The sequence below is a fragment of the Streptomyces sp. NPDC002640 genome, from assembly GCF_053592575.1.
The window spans coordinates 45,545-59,960 of record NZ_JBSFVZ010000036.1 but is presented as its reverse complement, the minus strand read 5'-3'; the positions used below and the strand labels follow the sequence as shown (position 1 = coordinate 59,960).

8 protein-coding genes are annotated in these 14,416 nt (G+C 71.9%); all 8 read right to left on the bottom strand.

Annotation, left to right across the window (positions count from 1 at the left end; translation table 11 throughout):
- Positions 1–102: 102 nt before the first annotated feature.
- Positions 103–1,443 carry a lysine N(6)-hydroxylase/L-ornithine N(5)-oxygenase family protein gene (locus ACWD3O_RS32225; RefSeq protein ID WP_451418307.1) on the bottom strand — a complete coding sequence of 447 codons (1,341 nt, stop codon included), beginning with the start codon at positions 1,441–1,443 and terminating at the stop codon, positions 103–105.
- A gap of 570 nt (positions 1,444–2,013) precedes the next feature.
- On the bottom strand, positions 2,014–4,494 hold the full coding sequence (gene pepN, locus ACWD3O_RS32220; protein WP_451418306.1) for an aminopeptidase N: 2,481 nt from the start codon (positions 4,492–4,494) through the stop codon (positions 2,014–2,016).
- A 94-nt stretch (positions 4,495–4,588) separates the two neighbouring features.
- Positions 4,589–4,933, bottom strand: coding sequence for a chorismate mutase (locus ACWD3O_RS32215; protein WP_451413164.1), 345 nt, complete (start codon positions 4,931–4,933; stop codon positions 4,589–4,591).
- A gap of 119 nt (positions 4,934–5,052) precedes the next feature.
- Positions 5,053–5,244, bottom strand: a complete 192-nt coding sequence (locus ACWD3O_RS32210; RefSeq protein WP_451418305.1) for a DUF6011 domain-containing protein — start codon at positions 5,242–5,244, stop codon at positions 5,053–5,055.
- A gap of 55 nt (positions 5,245–5,299) precedes the next feature.
- Entirely contained in the window at positions 5,300–6,790 is a 1,491-nt protein-coding gene (locus ACWD3O_RS32205) for a DUF4246 domain-containing protein (protein WP_451418304.1), read from the bottom strand.
- A gap of 122 nt (positions 6,791–6,912) precedes the next feature.
- On the bottom strand, positions 6,913–7,632 hold the full coding sequence (locus ACWD3O_RS32200; protein ID WP_451418303.1) for a vWA domain-containing protein: 720 nt from the start codon (positions 7,630–7,632) through the stop codon (positions 6,913–6,915).
- Positions 7,633–7,897: 265 nt separating this feature from the next.
- Positions 7,898–9,361 (bottom strand): glutamate synthase subunit beta, encoded by a 1,464-nt coding sequence (locus tag ACWD3O_RS32195; protein WP_451418302.1) that lies wholly within the window; start codon positions 9,359–9,361, stop codon positions 7,898–7,900.
- Entirely contained in the window at positions 9,354–13,946 is a 4,593-nt protein-coding gene (gene gltB / locus ACWD3O_RS32190) for a glutamate synthase large subunit (protein ID WP_451418312.1), read from the bottom strand. Before gltB ends, ACWD3O_RS32195 begins: the two co-directional genes overlap by 8 nt.
- Between the last annotated feature and the right edge of the window lie 470 nt (positions 13,947–14,416).

Below are 14,416 nucleotides of genomic sequence, written 5' to 3'. Positions count from 1 at the left end.
CACCCCCCAGGTCATCCGTTCGACAGGGGGCAACAGTCATGCCGGGCCCGGAGGCCAGCGGCCCTCTTGCAGGACCGCGAAGAAGATAACGGGGAGGAAGGCTCAGCACAGGCCGAAGGTGGTGAAGGCGGTGCGGGTGGGGAGGGGGTAGACCTCCTTGCCGGTGAGGGTGTTGAGGATGGTGGCGCTGCGCCAGGCGACGAGGCCGAGGTCGGGTGCGCCGACGCCGTGGGTGTGGAGTTCGGCGTTCTGGACGTAGACGTCGCCGGTGATGGCGGGGTCGAGGCGGAGCCGGTAGTGGTCGTCGATCTGGGGGCGGCCGGCGGTGTCGCGGGCGAGGTGGGGGGCGAGGCCGGTGAGGAGGTCGTCGAGGGGGCGTTGGCGGTAGCCGGTGGCGAGGACGACGGCGTCGGTCCGGACGGTGGTGCGGGTGTGCTGCTGGGTGTGTTCGAGGCCGAGGTGGATCGGTCCGCCGGGCGGGCGGTGGGCGGTGCGGACCTCGACCGCGGGGGTGAGGCGGGTGTCGGGCCATCCGCCGTCGAGGGTGCGGCGGTAGAGCTCGTCGTGGATGGCGGTGATGGTGTCGGTGTCGATGCCCTTGTGGAGCTGCCACTGGCCGGCGACGAGGTGGTCGCGGACGGGTTCGGCGAGGTCGTGGAAGTAGCGGGTGTAGTCGGGGGTGAAGTGTTCGAGCCCGAGTTTGGAGTACTCCATGGGGGCGAAGGCGGGGGTGCGGCCGGTCCAGTGGAGGTTCTCCCGGCCGGCGGGGCGGTGGCGGAGGAGGTCGAGGAAGATCTCGGCGCCGGACTGTCCGGTGCCGATGACGGTGACGTGGTGGGCGTCGAGCAGGGTGTCGCGGTGGTGGAGGTAGTCGGCGGAGTGGAGGACGGGGGTGTCCGGGTCGTCGGCGAGGGGGCGGAGCGGTGCGGGGACGTGGGGTTCGGTGCCGATGCCGACGGCGATGTGCCGGGTGGGGGTGCGGTGCCGGCTGTGGGGGTGGCCGTGGGCGTCGAGGCGGGTGTGGTCGACCTCGAAGAGGGCGCGGTGGGGGTTCCAGCGGATGGTGTCGACCTGGTGGCGGAAGTGGAGGCCGGGGAGGTTCTCGCTGACCCAGCGGCAGTAGGCGTCGTACTCGGCGCGGTGGATGTGCCAGCGTTCGGCGAAGTAGAAGGGGAAGAGCCGGTCGCGGGCCCTGAGGTGGTTGAGGAAGGTCCACGGGCTGGTGGGGTCGACGAGGGTGACCAGGTCGGCGGGGAACGGCACCTGGAGGGTGGTGCCGTCGATGAGGAGGCCGGGGTGCCAGTCGAAGCCGGGGCGGCGTTCGTAGAAGGCGGTGTCGAGGCCGTCGAGGGGCTGGGCGAGGGCGGCGAGGGAGAGGTTGGCGGGGCCGATGCCGATGCCGACGAGGTCGCGGGGGGTCTCGTCCGGGGCCGGGTGTGTCATGGGGTCGTCCTCCGTGGGGGGGTCGGAGGGTTAACGACCGTCGGGGTGCGGGGACGCGGGGCGGGTGGGCCCCGCGTCCCCGGGGTGGTGCGGGCCGGCGGTCCGGGCCCGGGTAGGCCGGTGCTGCGGGCCCAGGTCCGCCGGCCGTGCGGGCCCGGGTCAACCGGCGGTCCGGACTCAGGTCAACCGGCCGTCCAAACCCAGGACAACCGGCGGTCCGGGCCCGGGTAGGCCGATGCTCCGGGCGCAGGGCAACCGGCGGTGCGGGCCCAGGTCAACCGGCCGTCCGGGCCCAGGTCAACCGGCCGTCCGGGCCCAGGTCAAGCGGCGGTCCGGACCCAGGTCAACCGACAGTCCGGGCCCGGGGCAACCGGCGGTCCGGGCCCGGGGCAATCGGCCGTGCGGGCCCAGGTCAACCGGCGGTCCCGGACCAGGTCAACCGGCGGTCCGGACCCAGGTCAACCGGCGGTCCGGGCCCGGGTAGGCCGGTGCTCCGGGCCCAGGGCAACCAACAGTCCGGGCCCAGTCAACCGGCGGTCCGGGCCCAGTCAGCCGGCCGTGCGGGCCCAGTCAGCCGGCCGTGCGGACGCGCAGGGCGCGGGCGAGGTCGTCGAGCTGGTCGGCGAGTCTGCGGCGCAGCGCGGGGGTGATGTCGTCGCTGTCGAGGCAGGCGTGGCCGCGGTCGAGGGTGTCCTGGTCGACGGCGTGGACGGGGAAGGCGTGGTGTCCGGCGGCCTCGGCGATGGCGGGGCCGCGGCGGCGGGCCACGGCGGGTGCGTCGGTGAACCAGCGGGTGACGTACTCAGCGGTGAGGTCGGCCTGTTCGGGCTGCCAGAAGCCCAGGGCGGTGGCGGTGAAGAGGTAGTTGGACAGGTCGTCGCCGAGGAACATGGCCTCCCACGCGCGCTTCTTGGCGTCGGCGTCGGGGAAGGCGGCGCGGCACCGGGCGGCGCCTTCCTGGCCGGTGGCGGTGGGGTCGCGTTCGAGTTCGCGGGCGACGTCGGACTCGTCGACGGCGCCGAGGACGGCGAGGCGGGCGAGGATGCGCCAGCGCAGCGCGGGGTCGAGTTCGGGTCCGCCGGGGACGGTGTCGTCGGCGAGCCAGGCGGTGAGGGCGTCGGCGCGCTGGGCGCTGTCGATGCGGTGGCGGACGGCGGTGAGGCGCAGGCCGGGCTGGGAGCCGTCCTCGGTGCGGCGCAGCAGGTCGCGGCAGAGTTCGCCGATGAGGGTGAGGGCCTCGGCGCGCCGTTCGAGGGGGAGGTAGCGGTCGGCGATCTGGGTCCGGGCGAAGGTGAGCACGCCCTGCACGATGGCGAGGTCGGTCTCCTCGGGGAGGTGGGCGCTCGCGGTGGCGAGGTGGCCGAAGGGGTCGAGGTCGCCGTCGCGGACCATGTCGCGCAGGGTGTTCCACAGGACGGCGCGGGTGAGGCCGTCGGGGACCTGGGAGAGGCCGCGCAGGGCGGTCTCCAGGGAGTCCTCGTCGAGGCGGATCTTGGCGTAGGTGTGGTCGTGGTCGTTGGGGACGACGAGGGCGGGGCGGACGCCGTTGTGGGTCTCGGGTTCCCCGGGGATGTCCGTCTCGTGGCGTTCGCGCAGGACCAGGGTGCGGTCGGCGCCGAGGACGCGGTCGTAGACGCCGACGGTGATGCGGTGGGGGCGGCTTCCCCGGTGGCCGAGGGCGAGGCTCCAGCGGCCGGGGGCGGTGTCGACGGTGGCGGTGAGGGTGTCGACGCCTGTGGTGCGGAGCCAGGCGTCGGCCCAGGCGTGGACGTCGCGGTCGGTGTGGGCGGCGAGGGAGTCGAGGAAGTCGGCGAGGGTGGCGTTGGCGAACTTGTGGCGGGCGAAGTGGGTGTTGATGCCGGCCAGGAAGTCCTTCTCGCCGAGCCAGGTGACGAGCTGGCGCAGGGCGCTGGCGCCCTTGGCGTAGGAGATGCCGTCGAAGTTGAGGAGTGCGGCGGCGGTGTCGGGGACGTCGTCGGGGGCGACGGGGTGGGTGGAGGGCCGCTGGTCGGCGTCGTAGCCCCAGCTCTTGCGGGCGACGGCGAAATCGGTCCAGGTGTCGTCGAAGCGGGTGGCTTCGACGAGGGTCTGGTAGCCCATGTACTCGGCGAAGGACTCGTTGAGCCAGATGTCGTCCCACCAGCGGAGGGTGACGAGGTCGCCGAACCACATGTGGGCCATCTCGTGGGCGATGACCATGGCGCGGGTCTGGCGTTCGGTGTCGGTGACGGCGGAGCGGTAGACGAATTCGTCGCGGAAGGTGACGAGTCCGGGGTTCTCCATGGCGCCGGCGTTGAACTCGGGGACGAACGCCTGGTCGTAGGAGTCGAAGGGGTAGGGCTCGTCGAACTTTGCGTGGTAGCGGTCGAAGCAGCGGGTGGTGATGCCGAGGATCTCGTCGGCGTCGGCGTCGAGGTGGGGGGCGAGGCTGGCGCGGCAGTGGATGCCGAAGGGGAGTCCGCGGTGCTGGGTGCGGACGGAGTGCCAGGGGCCCGCGGCGACGGCCAGCAGGTAGGTGGAGATGGCGGGGGTGGTGGCGGCGGTCCAGGTGCCGTCGCCGTCGTGGGTGGTGCGGCTGTTGGCGAGGACGGTCCAGCCTTCGGGGGCCGTGACGGTGACGTCGAAGGCGGCCTTGAGGTCGGGCTGGTCGAAGGCGGTGTAGACGCGCTGGACGTCGTCGAGGAAGAGCTGCGTGTAGACGTAGGTTCTGCCGTCGGTGGGGTCGGTGAAGCGGTGCATGCCCTCGCCGGTGCGGGAGTAGCGCATCGCCGCGTCGACGACCAGTTCGTGGTCGCCGGCGGTGAGGGTGAGGGGGAGCCGGTTGTCGTCGAGGGTGGCGGGGTCGAGCGGGTGTCCGTCGAGCGTGGCGGAGCGCAGTTCGGCGGGCTTCAGTTCGACGAAGGTGTCCGCGGCGGCGCGGGCGGTGAACCGGATGGTGGTCCGGGAGTCGAAGGTGTCCTCGCCGGTGGTGAGGTCGAGTTCCACGGTGTAGTGCTCGACCGTGAGGAGGTTTGCTCGGGTCTGCGCTTCGTCGCGCGTCAGTACGGACATGGGCACATGCTGCCTGATGAGGGGTACCGGGCGCAGGGGGTGGGTTGCGCCCTCGTTGCCCCGTGTGCGCGGTGGGTGGCGGGGCGCACGGGGGTCAGGCCGGGGTGCCGTCGGCGGGGTCGTCCGTCTGCTCGGCGATGCGTTCGTGGTGCCGGATGACCTCGGCGATGATGAAGTTGAGGAGTTTCTCCGCGAAGGCGGGGTCCAGCTTGGCGTTCTCGGCGAGCCGCCGCAGCCGGGCGATCTGCTCGGCCTCGCGCGCCGGGTCGGCGGGGGGCAGCTGGTGCTTGGCCTTGAGGAAGCCGACCTGCTGGGTGCACTTGAACCGTTCGGCGAGCATGTGGACGACGGCGGCGTCGATGTTGTCGATGCTGTCGCGGAGCCGGTGGAGCTCTTCGCGGACGGTGGGGTCGACGGGGGCGTTGTTGCTGGTCGTCATGGTCGATCACTGTAGGCGTCGCGGTGAACGCCTGGCGGTGGGGTCCCACAGTGTGGGCGGGGTGTCGGGTCCCGGCGCGGCGGTCGCCCACCTGGCCGTCCGGTCGGCCGGGCGGGCGGTCACAGGCCCGGCAGGGGTTCCTGTTCCACGTCGTGGGTGCGGTGCTCGAACCGGCGGTCGGGGTCGCATTCCGGTCCGAAGCCTCTGCGGCGCGACTCCGCGTCCCGGAGTTCGGAGCCGCAGAGGCGGCACCACACCCGCCGCGGGAGGCCCGGCGGCGGGTCGGTCAGTGCTTCCTGCTGATCCGGCATGGGACCAGTGTGACTCCTCCGGCCGGCTCGGACGACCCGGCCCGGAACGGGGACGTCAGTGCTCGCAGAGGGAGAACTCCCGCTCGTAGATCTGCTGGTTGTGCTCGTCGACGAAGAACTTGCGTTCCTTCATGAGTTCGTCGCGGTAGTTCTTGGCCTGCTCCAGGGTCATGGTGGAGGTCTCGGCCCACGGCTGCTGCGGCGGCACGTCGGAGGTGGAGACGATGCGCTGCGACGGGTCGACGAGGAAGAACGCGAGGATCTTGCGGTGCCCGGGCCTGGCCGGGTCCTGGAGGCGGAACGGCGCGACGCGGTGCTGGAGGACGTTGGGGAACGCCAGGCAGCGGCCGGCCGGGGTGGGGGCCGAGCCGAGCACCTGGTTCAGCGGGCCCTCGTTCTCCAGGCCGTAGACCTCGCCGATCCCGGTGTCGTCGCTCTGCTCGTAGTCGGGCTCGTCGACGGCCGTGCGGAAGCTCAGCCGGCTCTCGGTGATGTTCTCGCTGTCCCAGTAGAAGAGGCAGGTGGAGACGATCCGCTCGTTCTGCATGCCCTCGACATGCCAGGAGCCGCCGGCGTACTCGGGCTTGTCGGGGGTGAGGTGGATGGTGGCGAGCTTGACGATGACCTGGAGGTCGCGGCCGCGCAGGTCGACGCGGTCGACCACGTCGGGCACGGCCTGCGGGTCGTAGTCGGGCGCGTCGGGGACGGCCGGGCGGCGGTTCTCGTACCACTCGTCCATGGCCTCCTCCCACGCGGCCTCGGCCTCCTCGTCGTCGGCGTCCTCGGGCTGGGCCGGCTCGGTGGCGTCGTCGTACCAGGAGTAGGGGTCGGCCTCGATCCGCGGGGGCCGCGGGTTGCGGAGGTCGGTGAGCACGTTCTCGAACAGCGGGCGCACGCGGGCGAAGAGGTCGGGCAGGACGGCGGCGAGGTCGCGGTGGTCGACCGGGTGGACGTTGTTGACGTACGAGCGGAAGGCGACCTCGCCGTCCTCGCCGACCTGGACGTCCGTGGGCAGCCACTGGAACCGCTCGGAGAACTCGTACCCGCGGCCGTAGGTCTCCGGCCGCTGCCAGGCGTGCTCGGGGGCGCCGCTGACCTCGCGGACGAGGCAGAAGAGCGACGGGTGCACCAGGTCGAGGACCTGGCCGTCGGAGCCGGGGTGCCAGTCCTTCTCCGCGTCGGGGACCTCCTCCAGGACCCGCACGGCCTCGCGCAGCCTGGTCCGCAGCCGGTCGTCGACGAGGGTGTCCGAGTGCCAGACGCCGTCCACGGCGGACACCTCGATGCCGGTCGCCGCGTCGCGCAGATCGGCGTACCGGGCGAGTTCGGCGAGGACGTACCGGGTCTGCGCCTCGGTCATGCCCTGCTCGACCGCCTCCCGCGTCCAGCGGGCGACGACCTCGGGGTCGTGCATCTTGACGTACCACTCGGGCTTCGAGCGGATGTGGGCGCTGCACTCCGTCATCTGCAGTTCCCGCAGGGTTCGGGGCGTGCGGAAGTACAGGTTGGCGGCGAAGGGCAGGGGAAAGGCGGCGAGCTCGGTCACGGCGGTTCGGTCCTCACGGTCGATGCGACGCCCGAACACTACTGCGGGGGTCGGACACGCTTCCCGCCAACTTCCCTCGCAGCGGCGGAGATCGCGAGCGTGCGGGTCGGCGCACGCCCGGGTCAACGCACGATGCCCTGGGCGCGGGCGGCGCGCAGCCAGGCGGGGAACTCGCCGACGAGGCGTTCGTAGAGGTCGTCGTCGGAGAGCGCGAGCGGGTCGCGGCCGGCGTGGAAGAAGCCGGCGTTGTCGACGACGCGCTTGCCGGGGACGTCGAGTTCGTCCAGCTTCCGCAGGAAGTCGAACTGCTTGCTGTGCGGGTCGCCGAAGCCCACGAACTGCCAGAACAGGGGCAGCTTGGCCGCCTTGCAGACGTAGCGTTCGGCGGCGGGGCGGCTGACGGGGCCGCCGTCGGTCTGGAAGACGACCAGGGCGGGTGCGGTGGCGCCGCTGTCGAGGTGGTGGTCGATGACGGCGTCCATGGCGAGGTGGTAGCTGGTCCTCCCCATGTGGCCGAGTCCGGCGAGGATGCGCTCGATCGCGCCGTGGTGGCGGGCGAGTTCGATCTCGGTGACCGCGTCGACCTCGGTGGAGAAGAAGACGGTGGGGACGATGCCGTCGTCGTCGAAGTGGGCGGCGAGGGAGAGGACGCGGTCGGCGAGGGCCTGGACGCTGCCGTTGTCGTAGTAGGGCTTCATCGAGCCGCTGTGGTCGACGACCAGGTACACGGCGGCGCGTTCGCCCTCCAGCCCGTGGCGCGCGACCGTCCGCCCGGCGGTCTTGTAAAGGTTCACCAGCGCGGGCGCGGTCCGCTCGACCTTGGTCAGGCTGATCGCGGGCATGCCGCCGCTCCCCTCCCCCGGCGCCGCCGCCGACCGGGGCGCTCCCTGCCGGGAAGGGTACGGGAGTACGGGACGACGCCGTCGGGCCCGTCCGGGCAGCGGCTCCGCGGACGGGAAGCAGCTCCGCGAACGGGAAGCGGCTCCCCGCCCGCGAAGCGGCTCCGCCCCGCTCCCCGGGTGCGGGGAGCGGGGCGGAGGGCGAACCGGGCCGTACGGCCCGGGCCGGCGCGCCGGGCCGGGGAGGGGCCGGTTCGGGTCGATCCGGTCAGGCGACCAGGGCGCGGTCGTCCGGGAGGATCGGGGCCGGGAGGGTGCTGGTGCCGGTGAGGTGCCGGTCCACGCCGCGGGCGGCGCTGCGGCCTTCGGCGATGGCCCAGACGATCAGGGACTGGCCGCGGCCGGCGTCGCCGGCGACGAACACGCCGGGGACGTTGGTCTGCCAGTTCTTGTCGCGGGCGATGTTGCCGCGCGCGTCGAGCTCCAGGCCGAGCTGCTCGACCAGGCCGTTCTCCCGGTCGGTGCCGGTGAAGCCCATCGCGAGGGTGACCAGCTGGGCGGGGATCTTCCGCTCGGTGCCGGGCTTCGGGGTGAGCTTGCCGTCGACGAAGGCGACCTCGGTGAGGTGCAGCCACTGGACGTTGCCGTCCTCGTCGCCCTCGAAGTGGGTGGTGGAGACGGAGTAGACCCGCTCGCCGCCCTCCTCGTGCGCGGAGGTCACCTTGTAGAGCATCGGGAAGGTCGGCCAGGGCTGGCCGACCGGGTCCCGGTCGTCGTTGGGCCGGGGCATGATCTCCAGCTGGGTGACGGAGGCCGCGCCCTGGCGGTGGGCGGTGCCGACGCAGTCCGCGCCGGTGTCGCCGCCGCCGATGACGACGACGTGCTTGCCCGCGGCGGTGATCGGCGGGGCGACGTAGTCGCCCTCCTGCACCTTGTTGGCGAGCGGCAGGTACTCCATCGCCTGGTGGATGCCCTTGAGCTCGCGGCCGGGGACGGGCAGGTCGCGGGGCGTGGTGGCGCCGACGGCGAGGACCACGGCGTCGTAGCGCTTGCGCAGGCTGTCGGCGTCGAGGTCGCGGCCGATCTCCACGCCGGTGCGGAACTTGGTGCCCTCCGCGCGCATCTGCTCGATGCGGCGGTTGATGTGCCGCTTCTCCATCTTGAATTCGGGGATGCCGTAGCGGAGGAGGCCTCCGATGCGGTCCGCGCGCTCGAAGACGGCGACGGTGTGGCCGGCGCGGGTGAGCTGCTGGGCGGCGGCCAGGCCGGCCGGGCCGGAGCCGATCACGGCGACGGTCTTGCCGGAGAGCCGCTCCGGGGCCTGGGGGCGGACGTCGCCGCTGTCCCAGGCCTGGTCGATGATGGAGACCTCGACGTTCTTGATGGTGACCGGCGGCTGGCTGATGCCGAGGACGCACGCCGACTCGCAGGGCGCCGGGCAGAGGCGTCCGGTGAACTCCGGGAAGTTGTTGGTGGCGTGCAGCCGCTCGGAGGCGGCCTGCCAGTCCTCCCGGTAGGCGTAGTCGTTCCACTCGGGGATCAGGTTTCCGAGCGGGCAGCCGTTGTGGCAGAAGGGGATGCCGCAGTCCATGCAGCGGCTGGCCTGCTTGCTGACGATCGGCAGCAGGGAGCCGGGGACGTAGACCTCGTTCCAGTCCTTCAGCCGCTCCTCGACCGGCCGGGTCCTGGCGACCTCACGCCCGTGGTTGAGAAAGCCCTTGGGATCAGCCATTGGTCGCCGCCTCCATCATCTTCTCGGTGATCGCGGACTCGTCGAGTCCGGCTCGCTCGGCGGCGTCCTTGGCGGCGAGCACTGCCTTGTACGTGCGGGGGATGATCTTGCTGAACCGCCGGACGGCGCTGTCCCAGTCGGCCAGGAGCTTCTCGGCGACGGTGGAGCCGGTCTCCTCCTGGTGGCGGCGCACCGCGTCGTGCAGCCAGGCGCGGTCGGTGTCGTCGAGGGCCTCGACGGCGTCGTGGTTGCCGGCGTTGACGTACCCGAGGTTCAGGTCGAGGACGTAGGCGGTGCCGCCGGACATGCCGGCCGCGAAGTTGCGGCCGGTGGGGCCGAGGACGACGGCCTGGCCGCCGGTCATGTACTCGCAGCCGTGGTCGCCCACGCCTTCGGAGACGACCAGGGCGCCGGAGTTGCGGACGCAGAACCGCTCGCCGGTGGCGCCGCGCAGGAACAGTTCGCCGCCGGTGGCGCCGTAGGCGACGGTGTTGCCGGCGATGACGGAGTTGTCGGCGAGGTGGTTGGCGCCGCGGTCCGGCCGGACGACGATGCGGCCGCCGGAGAGGCCCTTGCCGACGTAGTCGTTGGCGTCGCCCTCCAGGCGCAGCGTGATGCCGCGGGGGACGAAGGCGCCGAAGGACTGGCCGGCGGAGCCGGTGAAGGTGATGTCGATGGTGTCGTCGGGCAGGCCGGCGCCGCCGAACTTCTTGGTCACCTCGTGGCCGAGCATGGTGCCGACGGTCCGGTTGATGTTGCGGACCGGGACCTGGGCGCGCACGGGCCGGACGTCGCCGGCGTCGTTGACGGCGAGGGCGTCGGCGGCGAGCTTGATCAGCTCGTTGTCGAGCGCCTTCTCCAGGCCGTGGTCCTGGGCGATCACCTGGTGGCGGACGGCGCCCTCGGGCAGCTCGGGCACGTGGAAGAGCGGGGCGAGGTCGAGGCCCTGGGCCTTCCAGTGGTCGACGGCGCGGGTGACGTCGAGGACCTCGGCGTGGCCGACGGCCTCGTCGATGGAGCGGAAGCCGAGCTCGGCGAGGAGTTCGCGGACCTCTTCGGCGATGAAGGTGAAGAAGTTGACGATGTGCTCGGCCTTGCCGGTGAACCGCTCGCGCAGGACGGGGTTCTGGGTGGCGATGCCGACCGGGCAGGTGTCGAGGTGGCAGACGCGCATCATGACGCAGCCGGAGACGACCAGCGGCGCGGTGGCGAAACCGAACTCCTCGGCGCCGAGCAGCGCGGCGACGACCACGTCGCGGCCGGTCTTCAGCTGGCCGTCGGTCTGCACGACGATGCGGTCGCGCAGGCCGTTGAGCAGCAGGGTCTGCTGGGTCTCGGCGAGGCCGAGCTCCCAGGGGCCGCCCGCGTGCTTGAGCGAGGTCAGCGGGGAGGCGCCGGTGCCGCCGTCGTGGCCGGAGATCAGCACCACGTCGGCGTGGGCCTTGGAGACGCCCGCCGCGACCGTGCCGACGCCGACCTCGGAGACCAGCTTCACGTGGATGCGGGCCTTGGGGTTGGCGTTCTTCAGGTCGTGGATGAGCTGGGCGAGGTCCTCGATGGAGTAGATGTCGTGGTGCGGCGGCGGGGAGATGAGTCCCACGCCCGGTGTGGAGTGCCGGGTCTTGGCGACCCACGGGTAGACCTTGTGGCCGGGGAGCTGGCCGCCCTCGCCGGGCTTGGCGCCCTGGGCCATCTTGATCTGGATGTCGTCGGCGTTGACCAGGTACTCGCTGGTGACGCCGAAGCGGCCGGAGGCGACCTGCTTGATCGCCGAGCGGCGCGCCGGGTCGTACAGGCGCTCCGGGTCCTCGCCGCCCTCACCGGTGTTGGACTTGGCGCCCAGCTGGTTCATGGCGATGGCGAGGGTCTCGTGCGCCTCCTTGGAGATGGAGCCGTACGACATGGCGCCGGTGGAGAAGCGCTTGACGATCTCGGAGACCGGCTCGACCTCCTCGACGGGGATCGAGGGGCGGTCGGACGTGAAGCCGAACAGGCCGCGGAGCGTCATCAGGCGCTCGGACTGCTCGTTGACCCGGTCGGTGTACTTCTTGAAGACGTCGTAGCGGCCGGTCTTCGTGGAGTGCTGGAGACGGAAGACGGTCTCCGGGTCGAACAGGTGCGGCTCGCCCTCGCGGCGCCACTGGTACTCGCCGCCGATCTCGAGCGCGCGGTGGGCGGGCGCGATCCCGGTGACGGGGTAGGCCTTGGCGTGGCGGGCGGCGACCTCCTGGGCGACGACGTCGATGCCGACGCCGCCGATCTTGGTGGCGGTGCCGTCGAAGTAGCGGCGGACGAACTCCTCGTCGAGACCGACCGCCTCGAAGACCTGCGCGCCGCGGTAGGAGGCGACGGTGGAGATGCCCATCTTGGACATGACCTTCAGGACGCCCTTGCCGAGGGCGTAGATCAGGTTGCGGATGGCCTGCTCGGCCTCGATGTCCGTGAGGAAGGTGCCGGCGCGGACCAGGTCCTCGACGGACTCCATGGCCAGGTACGGGTTGACCGCGGCGGCGCCGTAGCCGATGAGCAGGGCCACGTGGTGGACCTCGCGGACGTCGCCGGCCTCGACCAGCAGGCCCACCTGGGTGCGCTGCTTGGTGCGGATGAGGTGGTGGTGGACGGCCGCGGTGAGCAGCAGCGACGGGATCGGCGCCTGTTCGGCGTCGGAGTGCCGGTCGGAGAGCACGATCAGGCGGGCGCCGCCGGCGATGGCGGCGTCGGCCTCGGCGCAGATCTCGTCGAGGCGGGCGGCGAGGGCCGCGCCGCCGCCGGAGACCCGGTAGAGGCCGGAGAGGGTGGCCGCCTTCATGCCGGGCATGTCGCCGTCGGCGTTGATGTGGATGAGCTTGGCCAGCTCGTCGTTGTCGATGACCGGGAAGGGCAGGACGACGCTGCGGCAGGACTCCGCGGTGGGCTCCAGCAGGTTGCCGGAGGGGCCGAGCGGGGAGCGCAGCGAGGTGACGAGTTCCTCGCGGATGGCGTCCAGCGGCGGGTTGGTGACCTGCGCGAAGAGCTGGGTGAAGTAGTCGAAGAGCAGGCGCGGGCGCTGCGAGAGCGCGGCGATGGGCGTGTCGGTGCCCATGGAGCCGATGGGCTCGGCGCCGGCCTTCGCCATCGGGGCGAGGATGACGCGGAGCTCTTCCTCGGTGTAGCCGAAGGTCTGCTGGCGGCGGGTGACCGAGGCGTGGGTGTGCACGATGTGCTCGCGCTCGGGGAGGTCCTCGAGCTCGATCTCGGCGGCCTCGAGCCACTCCTGGTAGGGGTGCTCGGTGGCCAGCGCGTGCTTGACCTCGTCGTCCTCGATGACGCGGCCCTCGGCGGTGTCGACGAGGAACATGCGGCCGGGCTGGAGGCGGCCCTTGCGGACGACCTTCTCGGGGGCGATGTCGAGGACGCCGACCTCGGAGCCGAGGACGACCAGGCCGTCGTCGGTGATCCAGTAGCGACCGGGGCGCAGGCCGTTGCGGTCGAGGACCGCGCCGACCTGGGTGCCGTCGGTGAAGGTGACGCAGGCGGGGCCGTCCCAGGGCTCCATCATCGCCGCGTGGTACTGGTAGAACGCCCGGCGGGCCGGGTCCATGGTGGGGTGGTTCTCCCACGCCTCCGGGATCATCATCAGCACGCTGTGCGGCAGCGAGCGGCCGCCGAGGTGCAGGAGTTCCAGGACCTCGTCGAAGGAGGCGGAGTCGGAGGCGTCCGGGGTGCAGACCGGGAAGATCCGCTCCAGCTTCTCCTCGCCGAAGAGTTCGGAGACGAGCTGGGACTCGCGGGCCTTCATCCAGTTCCGGTTGCCCTTGACGGTGTTGATCTCGCCGTTGTGGGCGATGAACCGGTAGGGGTGCGCGAGCGGCCAGCTCGGGAACGTGTTGGTGGAGAACCGGGAGTGGACCAGGGCGATCGCCGAGGCGAAGCGGCGGTCGGAGAGGTCCGGGAAGAAGGGCTCCAGCTGGCCGGTGGTCAGCATGCCCTTGTAGACGATGGTGCGGGCGGACAGCGACGGGAAGTAGACGCCCAGCTCGCGTTCGGCGCGCTTGCGCAGCACGAACGCCTTGCGGTCGAGGTCGATGCCGGTGGAGGCGCCGTCGGCCACGAAGAGCTGCCGGAAGGCGGGCATGGTGGACCGGGCGGTCGCGCCGAGCAGGTCGGGGGCGACCGGGACCTCGCGCCAGCCGAGGACGGTGAGGTTCTCCTCCGCGGCGATGGCGTCGATGCGGGCGGCGGCCTCGTCGGTGCCGTCCTGCGGGAGGAAGGCGATGCCGACGGCGTAGTGGCCGGCCTCGGGGAGGTCGAAGGCGGTGACCTCGCGGAGGAAGGCGTCGGGGACCTGGGAGAGGATGCCGGCGCCGTCGCCGGAGTCGGGCTCGGAGCCGGTGGCGCCGCGGTGCTCGAGGTTGCGGAGCACGGTGAGTGCCTGGTCAACCAGCGTGTGACTCGCCTCGCCGGTGAGGGTGGCGACGAAGCCGACGCCACAGGCGTCGTGCTCGTCGCGCGGGTCGTAGAGGCCCTGGGCGGCAGGGCGAGCATCCATGTACGACCAGTTGCGGCCGTTCGTGGAGTGCTGGGACGGCTGGCGCGGCGTACGCATCGGCTCTCCCGTCGTCGTCATGTGGCTGAAAAGGTCCTCCCAGGCTCTGGGGCTCTGGGGGCACGGTGCCGAGGGACGACGTTGGCCCTCTGCTGCGGTGGGGCAAGATACTCGCGCGTTACATAGTGAAACGGATACCGGAAATTGGATACTCCGTTCCAGCATGCGGACGCGGGGGCCGTTGCGGGGTGGTGCGTCCGCCGGGGTTCCGGCGGGCATGCGGGAGAGGCGTCAGAGAAGGTGTCCTGACGTTTTCCTGGGTGGCGGGCCTCGTCGCCCGTGCAGGAGATGCGCGCCGCGGGCGTCCTTGCCCGGCGCGTCCCGGCTCATGCCCCGTCGGTCCGCGACCGAAACCAGAGGGCGGCCACTCGGTGTGCGGCTCCTCACACATCTGAGCGACCTTCATCATAGGGCCGCCGTCCGGATGCGTCGCGGGGACGAATGTCACACCGCCGAAACCGCGTTGACCT